Raw genomic sequence first — 15,491 nt, forward strand, 5'->3', positions numbered from 1 at the left:
TCTTGATTGCTTGTTTTTTGTTTCGACAAGAACCTTGACCCTAACCTGTAACTAATGCATTCAAAAACAGTATTGATCACCGGTGGAGCCAGTGGCATTGGCCTCGCAATGGTAAAGAAGTTTGCCGCTGAAGGCTGCCACGTCTACTTCATCGACACCAACCACACCGAAGCCACCAAAGTCCAAATCGAAGAACACGAAAAAGGATTCCCGGTAAAATTCCTCGAGGGAAGCATCACCGACTATGCCCAGCTTGAAAAACTCATCCAAAGCGTCCCGGGGAAGATCGACGTATTGATCAACAATGCGGGAATCTCCCATATCGGCAAAGTAGAAAATACGTCAGAGGAAGATTTCGAGCGCCTTTTCCAAGTCAATGTCAAAGGGATGTTCAATTGCATCAAAGCTTGTCTCCCCAAACTCAAAGAGGACGGAGGTGGCTCCATCCTCAACATGTGCTCCATCGCCGCGACTATCGGGATTCCAGACCGGTTTGCCTATAGCATGACCAAAGGGGCCGCACTATCCATGACCCTAAGCGTGGCAAGGGACTACGTACAGGACGGCATACGATGCAACTGCATCTCTCCTGGCCGCGTCCATACGCCTTTTGTCGACGGGTTTCTGGCAAAAAACTACCCCGGTCAGGAAAAGGAAATGTTTGCAAAACTGGCAGCTACCCAGCCCATAGGAAGAATGGGCACTCCTGAAGAGGTGGCCGAATTGGCCTTTTTCATCAGTTCCGATGCCGGCAGCTTCATCACTGGCGCCAATTTCAACATCGACGGCGGCTTCATGGGGCTGAAAATGTAGACTTAGGATTGTAAAATTGAAACGTTTATAAATTGTCAAATTAGTCCAGAGAAATCAATCTCGATAGTTGAAATGCTTTTGCTTCAACATACTAGATTCCAATCTCTTGACTCTTGATACTCATTACTAAATACTAGAACTAAACATGAAACTCATACGATTTGGTGAAGCCGGAAAAGAAAAGCCGGGAATCCAGGATAAAGACGGAAAATACCTGGACTGTTCCACTTTTGGAGAAGATTGGAATGAAACCTTTTTGGGTTCGGACGGCTTGAGACGTCTGGAAGCTTGGTTGGACGCTAATCAGGCCAGCCTTCCTGAAATACCCCAAGATGCCAGAATCGGCTCTCCCATCGCCCGCCCTTCCAAAATCATCTGCGTGGGTCTCAACTATCGCATGCATGCCGCTGAATCCGGCATGGCTGTACCGGAGGTTCCCATCATTTTCATGAAGGCGACTTCTTCTCTCTGCGGCCCTTTTGACCCTATCTATATTCCAAAAAATTCCGCACAAACCGACTGGGAGGTAGAGCTCGCCGTAGTCATCGGCAAACGCGCCAAGTACGTCACCAAGGAAAATGCCTTGGACTATGTCGCCGGCTACTGTCTGCACAACGACGTAAGCGAGAGGGATTTCCAGCTTCGCCACGGAGGCCAGTGGGTAAAAGGCAAAAGCGCGGACCATTTTGCTCCGCTAGGCCCATTTCTGGCTACCCCCGATGAAATATCGGATCCCCATAAGCTTAGACTATGGCTCAAGCTAAACGGCAAGATGCTTCAGGACAGCAACACCTCGGATTTGATCTTCGACATTCCTACCATCATCGCACACATCAGCCAGTACATGACTTTGCTACCGGGAGATGTAATCTCTACGGGAACACCAGCAGGAGTCGGCATGGGGCTAAAGCCTGAACCGACATACCTTGCCCCCGGTGATATCGTGGAGCTTGGCATCGACGGCCTCGGTGTGTCCCGCCAGGTCGCAATGAATGATCCCGAGGCATGAGACTGGACTCCCATCAGCACTTTTGGGAATACGACCCCAAGCGCCAGGATTGGATCAGTCCCGAGATGAGTCGGATCCGCCGGAATTTCCTTCCAGCGGATCTATTTCCATTGCTGCAAGATGCCAAGCTTGATGGATGCATAGCCGTTCAGGCAGAGGAAAGCATCCGAGAGACCGACTTCCTGCTCGATTTGGCAAGCCAAAACGAGTGGATAAAGGGAGTGGTCGGTTGGGCTGACTTGAAAAGTGAGCAGCTCGACGAGGTCCTAGACCAATATGCTGATTCTTCCAGACTCGTAGGATTCAGAGAGGTTCTCCAAGCTAGAGATCCACGGTACATGCTACAGGAGGAATTTGTCCGGGGCGTACAAAAAATCGGAAAGCGTGGCTACAGCTATGACATCCTCATTTTCCCAAACCATCTAAGCGCCACTCTTGAACTGGTAAAAAAATGCCCCGATCAGCGCTTCGTCATCGATCATCTGGCCAAACCCTATATCAAAGACGGAGAATGGAAAGAATGGAAAAAAGGCATGGCACCTTTGGCCGAGCGAGAGCTAGTGCACTGCAAAGTCTCCGGGATGATTACCGAGGCAAATTGGCAAAACTGGACTCCCGCGCAGCTTTTCCCATACTTGGAAATCGCGCTTGAGCTCTTCGGGCCTGATCGCCTGATGTACGGCAGCGATTGGCCAGTATGCCTGGTGGCTGGGGAATACGAGCATTATTGGCAAGTCATCGAGGACTTTACCGCGTCGCTTTCCCCCTCGGAAAAAACCAAAATCCTCGGAGAAACTGCTGCTGGGTTTTACAGGATTTGATGAGAAAAGAAATTAAACGGGCTCTAGCTGCGGCATTGGTTTGGGCTCCGCTAAAGCTTCCAGCTGCAAATTGAGACAGGAAACTGAAAAATGACAATGAACCTTAACCTAAATAACAAAGTATTCATCATCTCCGGTGGAGCAAAGGGAATCGGCGGGGCAATTTCCCGTGGATTGGTCGAGGAGGGAGCCATCCCTGTAATGGTGGACCCTTCGGATAAAGAAGCCTCCGAAATCATCGACCTCGCCAAAGGCAAAGCACTTCAAATCCCCATCCGTCTTTTTTCCGCCGAACAGGCCAAAGAGGTGATAGAACTCACCCTCAAGACTTTTGGGAGGATCGATGGGATAGTCAACAATGCGGGTGCTAACGACGGCGTTGGATTGGAGCATGGCAACCCGGATGCATACGCCAATTCCGTGGCGAAAAACTTGTTTCACTACTACTACTTGGCCCACTATGCACTTCCACAGCTGAAGGAGCACCAAGGCGCCATCGTAAATATCTCCTCCAAAACCGCCGTGACTGGCCAAGGGAGCACTTCCGGCTACATTTCCGCAAAAGGTGCCCAACTAGCTCTGACGAGGGAATGGGCCGTTGAGCTCCTTCCCTATCAGATCCGTGTCAATGCTATTTTGCCTGCAGAAGTATACACCCCCATGTATGCCAGCTGGATTCAGTCTTTTCCCAACCCGGAGGAAAAACTCCAGGAGATCAGCAATAGGATTCCCTTGGGCAAGCGCATGACTACCCCTGAGGAAATCGCCTCCATGGCCATTTTTCTCCTTTCCGAAAAAGCCTCCCATATCACCGGACAGCATCTCTATGTGGACGGTGGCTATACCCATCTTGACCGCTCCCTATGACCCAAAAACCAGCCCTCGTCCCAAAAAACCTAGTTCTTCCCTTCATCCTCATCACCTCGCTATTTGCCCTATGGGGCTTTGCCAACGACATCACCAATCCCATGGTGGCGGCATTCAAGCGAGTACTGGAGCTTAACAACACCCAAGCCTCCTGGGTGCAGCTAGCCTTTTACGGTGGCTATTTCACCATGGCTTTGCCTGCTGCGTTTTTTATCAAAAAGTACTCCTACAAGACGGGCGTATTGCTAGGCCTTGGGCTTTACGCCCTGGGAGCCTGCCTTTTCTACCCGGCTGCGGCATGGGAAAGCTATGGGTTTTTCTTGGCTGCACTTTATATCCTGACTTTTGGACTTGCCTTTTTGGAAACAACTGCCAATCCCTACATCCTATCCATGGGACCGGAGGCTACAGCCACCCAGCGTCTGAATTTGGCGCAAGCTTTTAATCCGATGGGTGCCCTGGCTGGTCTTTTCGTGGCCAAAACCTTTATCCTCAATGCGCTGCAATCCAACAATACCGATGAGAACGGCAACCTGATTTTCGACAGTCTCGATGCCACCGCCAAGGCAGCAATTAAGACCAATGACCTAATGGTGATCCGGAATCCTTACGTGATGCTGGGGCTGGTCGTGCTGGTCATTTTTGTGATCATCGCGATGATGAAAATGCCGGAAAATGCAGATTCCTCCGGCAAAGTGGATTTTGCACCAACCATGAATCGACTACTGAAAAACAGGAACTTCGTCGAGGGAACTTTCGCCCAAATGTTCTACGTAGGCGCCCAAATCATGGTCTGGACCTACATATACCAATATGCCGAGTCCATCGGCATCAATACTTACAATGCCGTCAATTATGCTTATGCATCCTTGGGAGTGTTTTTGGTTGGACGATGGGTCTGTACCTTCCTCCTGCGCGTGATGCCTCCGTCAAAGCTTCTGGCTGGATTTGCTTTGTTGGCGATGGCCTTTACGCTTGGAACCATCTTCTTGGAGGGAATGGCAGGGCTGTATTCCTTGGTGGGAATCAGCTTTGCGATGTCGCTGATGTTTCCGACTATCTATGGCATTGCCCTCGACGGCTTGGGGGAAGATTCCAAATTTGCGGCTGCTTTTCTCGTGATGGCCATCGTAGGAGGGGCTATCATGCCGACTTTGCAAGGAATGATCCTGGACTTGGGCGGAGCGGGATACACCGACACCCTAGTCTTGGGAGTGCCCGAAGTCAATTTCTCCTTCTTTCTTCCCATGACATGCTTCCTGATGGTGTTTTTGTTTGCTGTGAGGGTGAAGAGAATTGGGCAATTTTAAGTTTGAAAGATATAGAAATGTCGGATGTCCGATGACTGTTGTCGGATGTTGGAGATTCAATATTCGGTTTTCGATGTTTGGCCCTAATTCAATTGGTTTTGCTAGAGAAAGACAAAAGTTGTCTCCTGGAGCATCGTAAATCAAAAAACTTAAATCGTAAATCAATATGCAGACTTTCCTTCTGATCTGTGATCTCAAAGATGAACCCGAGGCGATCCAAGCCTACGTGGACTGCCACAAATCCGTTTCTCCCGATATTCTCGAAAGCATCCGGGTGGCGGGGATTGTGGAGATGAGTATCTATCGCTGGAGAAACAGACTGTCCATGATACTGGTTGCCGACAATGATTTTAGTTTTGAGAAAAAAGCAAAGCTGGACGACGCCAATCCAAAAGTGCAGGAATGGGAAGCCTTTCTCGGGCAGTATCAGACCAACCTTCCCGGTACGCCGGCAAATTGGAGATGGGCGATCACCGAGAAGATCTTCGAGTTTTCCGCTGGCTAAACCTTCAATTTCTACCTGAGCATCCCATGAAAAAACCCATCCTAACCCTGATTTTTGCACTGATGACCGCTTTCGCTCACGCCCAAGTCCAAACTCTTCCGCTGTGGGAGGGCACCCCTCCGCTTCAGACTTCGATGGATCTACAGGAAGAAGTCAGACAGGAGGGCATCATCCGCATAGCCAATGTGCAGATTCCCACGATTGAGGTCTATCTCCCTGCCAAGCAGATTGCTACTGGGCAGGCGGTGGTGATATTTCCCGGTGGCGGCTACGGCATTTTGGCCTATGATTGGGAAGGAACTGACTTTGCCAAGTGGCTCAATTCCCAGGGAATCGCGGGTATCGTCGTTAAATACCGGCTACCCCTCTCCAAGTCCCTCACCGATCCCAAGGAAGTACCCCTCCTGGACGCACAGCGAGCCATCCGCCTCGTCCGACAAAATGCAGCCGCCTGGAACATCGACCCGGCCAAGGTCGGCGTCATGGGCTTCTCCGCGGGAGGGCACCTAGCCTCCACCTTGAGCACCCAATACAACCATGAAGTAGAGCGTCCAAAAGACGCAGTCGATGCACTTTCTGCACGTCCGGACTTTTCTATTTTGGCTTATCCCGTGATTTCCTTCCGCGACGCGGCAGTACACTCGGGTTCAAGGAAAAATCTGGTCGGAGAAAATGCCAGCCAAGACCTGATAGACCGATTCTCGGGTGAGCTGAATGTCAATGCAGAGACTCCTCCTACATTTCTGGTTCATGCCCAGGATGACAAAGGCGTTCCGATCGAAAACTCTTTGCTGTACTACACTGCCTTGCATAAGAACGGTGTCAAAGCTTCCCTGCACATTTATCCAAGCGGCGGACACGGCTTTGCCTTTGGACTGGGAAAGGGTTCTGTTGAAACCTGGAGAGACGTGCTTTTGGCTTGGATGAAAGAGCTATAAACATCCTGTTGTTGGATCTCGGCTATTGCTTCTTGGTTCAAGTTTATTGATACTTGATACTTGGTATCTGATACTCTAAAAAAAATGCCCCTCAAAGTAATCGCCTTCGACGCTGACGATACCCTCTGGGTAAATGAGCCTTTTTTCCGGGAGGCCGAGGAAAAGTTTGCAGGCCTGCTGGAGGATTTCATGCCCGAGCATGCAATCATGAAGGAACTCTACCGCACCGAGATTGAAAATCTCGGACTATACGGCTATGGCATCAAGGGCTTCATGCTCTCCATGATTGAGACCGCCATGCGGATATCCGACCACAAGGCGCCCCTTGCTTTGGTGGAAAAAGTAATCAGCATCGGAAGGGAAATGCTGGAAAAACCCGTGGAACTGCTTCCCGGAGTCGAAGAAGTGCTCCAAAGTCTAAACGGCGACTACCGCATGGTATTGGCTACAAAAGGAGACCTGCTGGATCAGGAAAGAAAGCTGAAAAAATCCGGATTGGAAAAATACTTTCACCACATCGAGATCATGAGCGAAAAACGGACGTCCGATTTCGAGAAGCTCATCCGTCATCTGGATGTACAGCCCTCGGAATTTTTGATGATGGGGAACAGTCTGAAATCCGACATCCTGCCGGTACTCGAACTCGGTGGACATGCGATCCATATTCCTTTCCACATCACGTGGGTTCACGAGCAAATCGAGCATGAGGTGGAGCACGAGCGCTTTGCCAAAGTCACCTGTATCTCAGATGCTGCGGAACTCATCAGAACGATGGACTGACATGGAAAAGATGGATCTCAATACGGCAGTTGAACTCCACGATATCGCGGGGATCAGGGCCTGTTTGGAATCTAAATCCTATAGTCAGGAAAACAACCAACCGCTCATCCATGTCCTAATCGGAGAATACACAAGAGGCCCACGATTTAAAGAGTGTGTAAAAATATTTCTGGAATGCAGCCATGGTCTGAACGACCCAATTCTAGAAGCTGTACTCCTTGACGACACCGACCTGCTCAAACAGGCCGTCTTGGAAAACCCGGAAGGTATTCACCAAAAATACAGTCTGCCCTGCGCCTACACGCCATTTTTGGAGATTTCTCTTATGCACATTTGCGCGGAGTTCAACCTTTTTACCTGTGCGAAACTTCTGGTAGACTGGGGTCTCGACGTAAACGCGCCCGCCGGAACGGATGATTTTGGATTTGGCGGGCAAACCCCGATTTTTCATACGGTCAACCAAAACGGCAACCAGTCAAAGGAAATGCTCGATTTCTGCTTGGATCATGGCGCCGATTTGGACATTACCGTCAAAGGATTGATTTGGGGCAAAGGCTATCCTTGGGAGACCTTGATTCCAGCAGTCAACCCCATTAGCTATGCGATGATGGGGCTTCTTCCGCAGATGCACCGCCGAGAGGAAGTCATCTCTGAGGTAGTCGCCCAACTGATTCAGAAGCGATATGGGACCTATTTCGTCTCAGGTAATATCCCGAACAAATACCTGAAGGGCTGAGCTGAGCCTTAATTTTCCAAGATTTGTTTTTCTTCCAAAAGGATTTTTCGAAGGCCTTCGTAATCCACGTCCTGAACAGCTTTCCCTCCATCGATGGCGAGTGAAGCGGCGGCAGCGGCCGATTGTCCCAAGATCATAAAGACTGGTTCCATGCGGATCGAACCAAAGGCTGTATGTGAGCTTGACACGCATACTGGCACCAGCAGATTGGTGCATTCTTCGCGCTTTGGGATCAAAGTACCATAGGAAATGGAGTAAGGCTGCTTGGGGTGGACGCCAATGTCGCCCTCGTTTTGGACGAAGCCGCCTGGCGTGATGAAACGCTGTGTATTGTGAGAATCCAGAGAATAGGAACCCATTCCTACAGGCTTGGGAACTTCCTTCGCGCCCAGAACATCATGCTCTGTCATCACGTACTCGCCGACCATGCGGCGGGCTTCGCGCACGTAAATTTGGTGAGGCCAGTTTCCATTGTCCACGAACTCATCTTTCGCAAGCCCGTATTTAGCCATCTCGGCCCGGACGTCCTCTGGCACCGCAGGATCATGGGATAGAAAATACATCAAGCCTTTTTGGTAGTCCTCATGCTCCTTGATGATCTCCCTTCTCCGCGCATAGCTGGCTTCGGGATAATCGTAGTTTTTGCCTATGTAGTCCGTGCTGAAAGGTCCATGGTTGTTGGTGTCCGTCTTCAGATTGGGGATGGGATCATACTTGTCAAATGTCTCCGTCCAACCCGCCTTGTAAACCCTGGCCAGCAGCTCATAGCGAGCTGGATCATAGTTGGCAGGCTTTGGAAACGGCACGCGATTGTCGGGATTTCTGCTCAGCGCCATTCGAAAATTATAGGCTTGGAGACGCTGGTCTCCAGCCCCGTTTTTTCCCGGTGCTTTGGCAGAAATCTCCGGCAAAAGGCCACTGGAAGCATCTCCCGGAACCAAATAGGCGCTGATCGAATCCTGGAAATAGTGCCCATGCTGGAATACTCCTACCTGTACGCCATTCCACTTTTCGTCATAGACGGCATTTGCCTCACGCCCGACATGGTAGCTAACACCCGCCGCTGCCATGAGATCCCCCTCGTAGGTCGCGTCTATGAAGACCTTCCCCGTATAGGTTTTTCCTGAAAGCGTCCGGATAGACTCGATCTTTCCTCCTTGCATCTTCACTCCTTTCTCCCGATCCAGCCACTCCTCGCGATGGACCTCCAACCCGTTTTCCTTTACAAAATCCTCAAACACGCGTTCAGCGACATGCGGCTCAAATATCCACATGGTGCGGTTAGCTCCGTCAATAGCCGGCGTGCCTTGGCCCTTATTGCCGTAGTCCTCCCGCTTTTGCCATTTCCAGGCGGAATCCTGCTCGTAGTGTAGATAGAGGCGATGATAAAATTCCCGTGCCAAGCCTCCGATCACAGATTTGTTTCCGGTATCGGTATAGCCCAGTCCGCCGGAGGAGAGTCCTCCAAGATGATTATCGGGGGAAACCACAAGCACCGACTTGTTCATATTCTTGGCTTGGACTGCAGCGGTGACCGCAGCGGAAGTGCCGCCGTAGATGATGATATCCGCCTGATAACTTTGGCTGAAAGTGAAAAATGGAAGAAAAACGAAAATGAAGACGGAAAAGATTAGAGTCTTATTCATGGAAAATCAAGGGTTTATTTCTTGGAAACTAGCAAAATCAAAAATCCAAAAAAAGAAAAAGCTGCCGATTGGCAGCTTCCGTATTTTGAATGCAGGTCTTACCGTGACCCAAAAGAGGTTGCCTCGGCTTTGAGGGTTGAGTCGTCTGGCTGAGCGTCCGAATACACAAGGATTTCATACTTGAAAGTCACTGATTCTCCCGGAGCGAGCTTGAGATTCAGCTCATCTTTTCCGTCGCTGAGGGCCTTTTGTCCCAGCGTATTGGCCGCAAACAAGCCATAGCCTCTCGCATGCCAATAGGTCGGATAGCCCGGATTAGAGGGATGGTCCACGATGACCAAGGCAACTTTCTCACCTTTTACCTCACCGGTGAGGTTCACCCAATTACCCCGCGTGCCCCAAACCGCGTCGCCCTCGAGGCCTTCGCTGCTTCGGTACTTTCCGACCACGCCCTCGTTGTTGAGTGTAGGCACAGCAGTGGCGATTCCGCTTGCGTCGGTGAAGATCTCCGGCTTGTCCGAAGGATGCTCCAACTCCCTAGCTACGCGGATGGCAAACATACCCTCTTTGTTGTCGGTGAATTTGACTTCCTGATCTTGGGCTGTCAGCGTGGTGATTCGCTCGATCACGCGCTTGATAGAGTCTGCTTTGAATATGAACTGGGTATTCTCCTTGAGCAGAATGGTACCGTCAGGAGACTTCCAGTCAGCTGTCACTGCCAACTCGGCTTGATTTGCAGACTCACTGACAGACTGTATTCCCGTATGGACTACGCTTCCGTATTTATCCCTTTTTTCAATTGGAATAGCAGAGGAATTATTCCAAAAATCCAGTCCATTCACATCGCCGAAATTGAACCAGTGACCAATGTGGTGGGGGTGATCCACCCGCTCACCCGGTCTGGGATCCAATGGATAGCCTCGGGTCAGGCTGTTTCCCGCAGCCGATTGGATAGGATACAACACCGGCTTTGCGATGGTGTCTGGATAGATGTAGGCGGTAAAAAGCTTTCCGTCGACGAGGACATCCACCTTTTTGCTCGCATCATCTCTGACTAGGGCGATTTTCATAGTCTCCTGAGTATCGGCACTCTCTTCGACAGACTTCTCCTGGGAGCAGGAAGTCAAAGAAGCAACCATCATCACTCCTGCCATCATCAGGCAGTTTCTTTTGGATTGAATCATTTAAACTAATATTAACAGTGGTTGTATTTTGGAGTTTTGCTGTCAGGTTTTTTTTCAGCAGCCATGCTTATTCTATACCCACTTTGGGTCTTTATTGGGCTACCAGTTCATTGAAAATTTTCAACTGCTCTTTCAAAGCCGCTATCCTGTCCTCCGGCTGGGTGCGGGCCTCCATGAGGATCCAGCCTTCATAGTTGATCCCTGAAAAAAGCTTCATCAACTCAGCGTAAGGGTAATCTCCGACATTGAACTCTCTGACGTGTACCGTATCTCCAAACCATTTGCTGAGGGTATGGAAGTTTTGTTCCAAACCTGGAGGCAAAAGGTCCTCGGGGTTGGAATTCCAGCACACCTTGACATTCGGCTCAGTGACCTGGTCAAAGATTGCCTTCATGTTTGGGATATTCTGAGTCAGGTGCCCATGGACCTCTACCCGAATCAACTGCCCATAATCCTGGGCAAACTTGCCAACTTCGTTGAAGGAAGCGGCAATCTGCGCAATGGTTTTTTCTGGGGGAACTCCATCCGGCAGATTGTTTGGTTTGACTTTGATCCCTGTTGCACCGATGTCGTCGCAAAGCTTAATGTATTCTTTTGTGCCCGCTATATTTTCTTTGAGCTTGGCCGGATCTGGGCTGTGGTACTCGTAGTTGCTGCCGTATCCTAGACAGGTCACCGAGCTGTCAGCAAATCGTTTTTTTACCTCTTCACGTTGGCTCGAGGTGAGGTTGGTCTCGACGGCATGGGCATGTTGGGTACGAAGCTCGACTCCCAAAACCCCGGTTTTTTCACAGTTGGCGATTAGGGTCGGGAGATCCCAATCTTTGGCCCATTCGTAGGTGACCAAGCCAAACTTCATCCCCGACTTCTTGGGAGAAGCCATTGCGGACATCCATGGCAGAGCTGCAAGCCCGAATCCTGCAACCATGCTTTTTTGGATAAAGGTCCGTCTCGAAAAATCTTTTTCCATCATAAGCTTAATAATAGGAATAAAATATCGACCAAGGCCAGCCGACCGTCACAAATTCTGCGCAATCGATTTAGACAAAAAATCTTCCAAAGATCTAGTCCCAGAAGTCCAATTGGTAGTAGTCTGGCTGGCTTCGACACTGAGGAAAGATATTCAGCCCAATGTTGGTGTGAGCTCAAGCTTCTTCAGATAGACGAAAGTTGGGGTTGATCCACGCCATGGGAATATCCGCTTCAAAGTGGCCTTTGCCGGAATTGATCCGCTTTTCCATTCTTCCCTCCTGCTGAAAACCCAGGGATCCATACAGTTGAATGGCCTTGGCGTTGCTTTCGCGGGCAATCAATTCCACTCTAAGGATATCGGGCCGGTTGGATCTCACTTCGGCCAAGAAAGCCAAGAAGAGCGCCTTGCCCACGCCCTTTCCGATAAAATTCGGGTCAACGACTACTGTCAGCTCCGAAAGCACATGGGAAAAGACCTTGGGGTTCAGCTTGAAGGCATGGACCTCCCCCACGATCTGCATGCCCGAAAAAGCGATCAGGCTCACGCCAGACTCATGGGATTTTTTCAAAAAATCTCTCACATATTCTACGGAAACCTCATCAGGGGACCTCGACAAGCCTCCCGGAATAAAAGCGACCCGGCGGTAAAGGTCTAGGATCTCCTGCCAATATTCTACTCTACTCACTCTGACTTTTACATCCATGTTTGAGTGGTTTTAGTGTCAATTTCAGCCAGTAGACCCGAGACTACGTCCTTAGGCTATTTTTCCTTGCTCCCCCCTGCTCCAATGGGAATCCTGCCATAGACATACAAGCTGGAATTCTTCAGGTTGTAAGTGTCGGGTTTGTAAACGTCCACAAGGCCATAGTAATAGTTCACGCCAATACTGGGACTTACGGAGCCACTTTTTAACCTGTAGCCTAGCCCACCGACCATTCCGAAGTCCAGCCGGGTAAAATCATCTCTGACGTCTTTCTTATATTCCAGGTCTCCGCCGTAGCCTTCAATTCTAAAATAGTCAAATGCCTTGGCCCGCAATCCCGGCTGTATGCCTGCCTCCACGTATATTTTCCCCATTCGCTGCTGCCACATGATCGGGACATAGAAGACGTTTACCTTGGTGATCAGCTCACCATCTGCATAAACGTCATCAAAATCGGGATCGCCTATCGCATAGGTAGGCATGCCGCTGGCTCCCACATTGGACTTGACGTGCACCCCGGTGGAGATAAAACCCGTGCTGTTTTCGTTCATTTTGACATGAAAGAAGAAACCCAAATTGAAATTATTCAAACCCTTCGCATCGTCCCTGGCCAGGTACCAAGAGCGATTGTATCCGCCATCCAGGCCAAATTCTATTTTCCCGGAGTTGAGCTGGTCACCAAATATGGCGACGATGAGCAGCTGGGCTTGCGCGGAAAATGATACGAGGAAAACGAAAACAAAAACAGTAAAGAATCTAGTCATCAGGCGGTGGAAAATCGTGAGGCTCTAAGTTAGCCGAATCGATTGGTCTTAACAATGCAAAAAAACAGCGTGATCACAGCTGGCTGTGCGAAAAAAAAAACGGACCCAAGGGAAATTGACCTTGCTTTCGAAGTCCAACCTGAAGGCTGAAAAAAAGACGCAAACTTTTTGATTCCCAAACGGTTTTCACGCAGTAACCAAGTGATTTTTGGTGTAAATTGGAAAAAACCGATCCGGAATGGGAGTGCCTCCGACCGCAAAGTTTCTGCCTCGAAAAGCACCCATGACCCGAATTCCAGCTTTGCGAATCTTTCCTAAAAGGGGCAAGGAATTGTGAAGACCCTTTAATAGCCAAACCAGCGCACCATTGCTATGATTCCCGGATCAATCCCCATGAAAAAATGGTCCCTCACCAAGAAAATCCTACTGATACTTACCTTGGTCGTCCTAGGTGCGGGGCTTGTCATCTATCTCAACTTCAACAAACTCATTTCCTCTGCTCTTAGGATGTCCTTCGAGTCCAGCCTCATCTCGGAAGTCTACTCTCTGAAGTTCGAAAACCTGAGACTGAATCCACTTGAGGGAAACATCAGCGTGTTCAACGTTTCGATCGAGCCCAAAGAGAGTGTAGACTATCCGTATATCAATAGCTTTATCCGCCTCCATACCGAAAGCCTTACCTTGGAACAAGTGGACATCAGACTGCTGCTGGAGTCCCACGAACTATCCCTGGACAAGATCCTGATCAAGAGACCGGAAGTAAAGCTTGACGTCAACGGCTCCAACCCCATTCTTTTCCCCTTCAAGCCATCCCAGGCTTCAGAGGAAGCGGGAAAAAAGAGAACTCTGGAGGCTTATTTCCTAAGGGAATTCGAATTGGAAAATGCTTCGTTTCATGTCGTCAATTCCGTGAAAAAACGGGATTTTAAGATAAAAAACTTCAACATTTCCCTGTTCGACTTATTCATAGACCAGCAGGAAGGAGAAGATATGATCTCACTCAAAAACATAGCGATTTCTTTGGAACAATTCACGGGAAATCTGACTGAAGGCCCGCTGAAACAAGCTAAATTTCTCGAGTTCAGGTTGGCCTTCGACTCAGTAAACGTGCGGAAAAACCTAGACACATTGATTTTCAAGTTTCAGGATATGCAGGCAGGGATTGACTCGCTGGACATCCACACCAAAGACAGCACCTATCATCTGACTATGGATCTCCTCCAGCTTGCCTATCGCGACCAGTCCATCCTGCTCAAGGGCCTTAGCTTCAAACCCAACTTGTCCAATTCGGAGGTACAGAAGAAATTCCGTTACCAAACAGCGCATTTTTCCGGAACGGTTTCTTCCCTTGCAATGCAAGGCGTAAACTTCGACTCCCTGATGTATGCGGACAAAATATTCATCGAGGAAATCGTCCTCGACAGCGTCTCGGCATCCATCTACAAGGACAACACCAAGCCCAAGGACATCAACCGTTTTCCCGAATACCTGGGCCAAAGCATCGCCAAAATCGAAAATCCCTTGCGGATCGGGTCAGTGAAAGTCAACCATGCCGAGCTAGTCAACGAGGAGCGAAAAGCAGACGGGTCCAATGCCAAAGTGCACATTTCCAACGGAACCGCAGAGGTGAGAAACCTCAGCAATCTCACACCGGAGAAGGAACTCGAACTCAACGCAATAGCCTACCTGGCAGGTAGGGTCGAAGCTAGGTTAAATCTGAGGTTCAGCTACCTCAAACCGCAGTTCAAATTTGAAGGGAGGCTGGCGACCTTTGATCTGACACATCTCAACCCAATCATCAAAGCCTATACACCGGCTGAGATTAAAAATGGAACTGCGGACGAAATCGTATTCCAGGGCTTGGCCTCAAATAGCAGCGCTTCTGGGACGATGAAATTCCTCTACCACGGCCTCGAGGTGGACCTGCAGCTCAAGGATCAGGCTAAATGGAAAAATTCACTCGTGACCTTTGGAGCCAACACTGTACTCATATCCCAAAACCCGATTTCCGAGACTGCTCCAGAGCGATCCGTACATTTTGCGGCCGTACGGGATTTGAACAAAGGCTTTGTCAACATCATCATCAAATCCGTCCTGAACGGAATGAAAGAAACAATGATCATGTCCAAAGAAAACCGTCGGGAATTTAACGAGCTGAAAAAAGAAACCCGGAAGGAAGCCAAAAAGGAAGCTAGGCAGGAAAAGAAAAGAAACTAGCCCGACGCCAAAAAAAACCGGAGCTAAATGCCGAAAATGTATCTACCGCCACGCCAGGGTGCTGCAACAGAAAGTTCGCCTGGCGTCAGATGTGGTCAGGACAAAGCCATTTCCCAGAACATTATTCTGAACAGCCTTTTTTTACTACCTTTGGGCAGAAATAAAATTCCCCGTTACGGTTCATCCCTGCGCTGATTTTTTGACCTGACATTTCCGAACCGTAAA

15 protein-coding genes are annotated in these 15,491 nt (G+C 49.5%); 10 read left to right on the top strand and 5 right to left on the bottom strand.

Annotation, left to right across the window (positions count from 1 at the left end; translation table 11 throughout):
- Positions 1 to 54 precede the first annotated feature (54 nt).
- From J0A67_RS10450 to J0A67_RS10490, 9 genes are all read left to right on the top strand, one after another.
- A complete protein-coding gene (locus J0A67_RS10450) occupies positions 55 to 813 on the top strand; it encodes an SDR family NAD(P)-dependent oxidoreductase (protein WP_206569251.1) in 759 nt (252 codons plus the stop codon).
- A gap of 145 nt (positions 814 to 958) precedes the next feature.
- Positions 959 to 1,822, top strand: a complete 864-nt coding sequence (locus J0A67_RS10455) for a fumarylacetoacetate hydrolase family protein (protein WP_206569252.1) — start codon at positions 959 to 961, stop codon at positions 1,820 to 1,822.
- A complete protein-coding gene (locus J0A67_RS10460) occupies positions 1,819 to 2,643 on the top strand; it encodes an amidohydrolase family protein (protein ID WP_206569253.1) in 825 nt (274 codons plus the stop codon). The genes J0A67_RS10455 and J0A67_RS10460 overlap by 4 nt, the downstream gene beginning before the upstream one ends.
- A 96-nt stretch (positions 2,644 to 2,739) precedes the next feature.
- Entirely contained in the window at positions 2,740 to 3,510 is a 771-nt protein-coding gene (locus J0A67_RS10465) for an L-fucose dehydrogenase (protein WP_206569254.1), read from the top strand.
- Positions 3,507 to 4,820 carry an L-fucose:H+ symporter permease gene (gene fucP, locus J0A67_RS10470; RefSeq protein ID WP_206569255.1) on the top strand — a complete coding sequence of 438 codons (1,314 nt, stop codon included), beginning with the start codon at positions 3,507 to 3,509 and terminating at the stop codon, positions 4,818 to 4,820. Before J0A67_RS10465 ends, fucP begins: the two co-directional genes overlap by 4 nt.
- 166 nt (positions 4,821 to 4,986) lie before the next feature.
- Positions 4,987 to 5,325 (top strand): L-rhamnose mutarotase, encoded by a 339-nt coding sequence (locus tag J0A67_RS10475; RefSeq protein WP_206569256.1) that lies wholly within the window; start codon positions 4,987 to 4,989, stop codon positions 5,323 to 5,325.
- A gap of 26 nt (positions 5,326 to 5,351) precedes the next feature.
- Positions 5,352 to 6,263 (top strand): alpha/beta hydrolase, encoded by a 912-nt coding sequence (locus J0A67_RS10480; protein WP_206569257.1) that lies wholly within the window; start codon positions 5,352 to 5,354, stop codon positions 6,261 to 6,263.
- Positions 6,264 to 6,347: 84 nt separating this feature from the next.
- On the top strand, positions 6,348 to 7,043 hold the full coding sequence (locus J0A67_RS10485; RefSeq protein WP_206569258.1) for an HAD family hydrolase: 696 nt from the start codon (positions 6,348 to 6,350) through the stop codon (positions 7,041 to 7,043).
- Complete coding sequence (locus J0A67_RS10490; protein WP_206569259.1) at positions 7,012 to 7,779, top strand: ankyrin repeat domain-containing protein; 768 nt, start codon at positions 7,012 to 7,014, stop codon at positions 7,777 to 7,779. The genes J0A67_RS10485 and J0A67_RS10490 overlap by 32 nt, the downstream gene beginning before the upstream one ends.
- A gap of 8 nt (positions 7,780 to 7,787) precedes the next feature.
- Here the strand turns inward: J0A67_RS10490 and J0A67_RS10495 are convergent, their stop codons facing one another.
- The 5 genes from J0A67_RS10495 to J0A67_RS10515 form a co-directional block, all read right to left on the bottom strand.
- Positions 7,788 to 9,425 carry an FAD-dependent oxidoreductase gene (locus J0A67_RS10495; RefSeq protein WP_206569260.1) on the bottom strand — a complete coding sequence of 546 codons (1,638 nt, stop codon included), beginning with the start codon at positions 9,423 to 9,425 and terminating at the stop codon, positions 7,788 to 7,790.
- Between the two features lie 98 nt (positions 9,426 to 9,523).
- Positions 9,524 to 10,609, bottom strand: coding sequence for a DUF6807 domain-containing protein (locus tag J0A67_RS10500; protein WP_241265136.1), 1,086 nt, complete (start codon positions 10,607 to 10,609; stop codon positions 9,524 to 9,526).
- A 91-nt stretch (positions 10,610 to 10,700) separates the two neighbouring features.
- Positions 10,701 to 11,537, bottom strand: a complete 837-nt coding sequence (locus J0A67_RS10505) for a sugar phosphate isomerase/epimerase family protein (protein ID WP_241265137.1) — start codon at positions 11,535 to 11,537, stop codon at positions 10,701 to 10,703.
- 217 nt (positions 11,538 to 11,754) lie between these two features.
- Positions 11,755 to 12,285 (bottom strand): GNAT family N-acetyltransferase, encoded by a 531-nt coding sequence (locus tag J0A67_RS10510; protein ID WP_206569262.1) that lies wholly within the window; start codon positions 12,283 to 12,285, stop codon positions 11,755 to 11,757.
- A 56-nt stretch (positions 12,286 to 12,341) separates the two neighbouring features.
- A complete protein-coding gene (locus J0A67_RS10515) occupies positions 12,342 to 13,049 on the bottom strand; it encodes an outer membrane beta-barrel protein (protein WP_206569263.1) in 708 nt (235 codons plus the stop codon).
- Positions 13,050 to 13,421: 372 nt separating this feature from the next.
- Between J0A67_RS10515 and J0A67_RS10520 the strand changes: the two genes are divergently transcribed.
- Entirely contained in the window at positions 13,422 to 15,266 is a 1,845-nt protein-coding gene (locus J0A67_RS10520; protein WP_206569264.1) for a DUF748 domain-containing protein, read from the top strand.
- Positions 15,267 to 15,491: the final 225 nt, after the last annotated feature.

Origin of the sequence: Algoriphagus aestuariicola (genome assembly GCF_017254835.1) — a bacterium.
In the GTDB taxonomy this organism is placed as follows: Bacteria; Bacteroidota; Bacteroidia; order Cytophagales; family Cyclobacteriaceae; genus Algoriphagus; species Algoriphagus aestuariicola.

What these genes read in the sequence shown, in the direction of transcription:
- J0A67_RS10450 (WP_206569251.1), top strand. Translation starts at nt 55, where the DNA reads ATGCATTCAAAAACAGTATTGATCACCGGTGGAGCCAGTGGCATTGGC.
- J0A67_RS10455 (WP_206569252.1), top strand. Translation starts at nt 959, where the DNA reads ATGAAACTCATACGATTTGGTGAAGCCGGAAAAGAAAAGCCGGGAATC.
- J0A67_RS10460 (WP_206569253.1), top strand. Translation starts at nt 1,819, where the DNA reads ATGAGACTGGACTCCCATCAGCACTTTTGGGAATACGACCCCAAGCGC.
- J0A67_RS10465 (WP_206569254.1), top strand. Translation starts at nt 2,740, where the DNA reads ATGAACCTTAACCTAAATAACAAAGTATTCATCATCTCCGGTGGAGCA.
- fucP (WP_206569255.1), top strand. Translation starts at nt 3,507, where the DNA reads ATGACCCAAAAACCAGCCCTCGTCCCAAAAAACCTAGTTCTTCCCTTC.
- J0A67_RS10475 (WP_206569256.1), top strand. Translation starts at nt 4,987, where the DNA reads ATGCAGACTTTCCTTCTGATCTGTGATCTCAAAGATGAACCCGAGGCG.
- J0A67_RS10480 (WP_206569257.1), top strand. Translation starts at nt 5,352, where the DNA reads ATGAAAAAACCCATCCTAACCCTGATTTTTGCACTGATGACCGCTTTC.
- J0A67_RS10485 (WP_206569258.1), top strand. Translation starts at nt 6,348, where the DNA reads ATGCCCCTCAAAGTAATCGCCTTCGACGCTGACGATACCCTCTGGGTA.
- J0A67_RS10490 (WP_206569259.1), top strand. Translation starts at nt 7,012, where the DNA reads ATGCTGCGGAACTCATCAGAACGATGGACTGACATGGAAAAGATGGAT.
- J0A67_RS10495 (WP_206569260.1), bottom strand. Translation starts at nt 9,425, where the DNA reads ATGAATAAGACTCTAATCTTTTCCGTCTTCATTTTCGTTTTTCTTCCA.
- J0A67_RS10500 (WP_241265136.1), bottom strand. Translation starts at nt 10,609, where the DNA reads ATGATTCAATCCAAAAGAAACTGCCTGATGATGGCAGGAGTGATGATG.
- J0A67_RS10505 (WP_241265137.1), bottom strand. Translation starts at nt 11,537, where the DNA reads ATGGTTGCAGGATTCGGGCTTGCAGCTCTGCCATGGATGTCCGCAATG.
- J0A67_RS10510 (WP_206569262.1), bottom strand. Translation starts at nt 12,285, where the DNA reads ATGGATGTAAAAGTCAGAGTGAGTAGAGTAGAATATTGGCAGGAGATC.
- J0A67_RS10515 (WP_206569263.1), bottom strand. Translation starts at nt 13,049, where the DNA reads ATGACTAGATTCTTTACTGTTTTTGTTTTCGTTTTCCTCGTATCATTT.
- J0A67_RS10520 (WP_206569264.1), top strand. Translation starts at nt 13,422, where the DNA reads ATGATTCCCGGATCAATCCCCATGAAAAAATGGTCCCTCACCAAGAAA.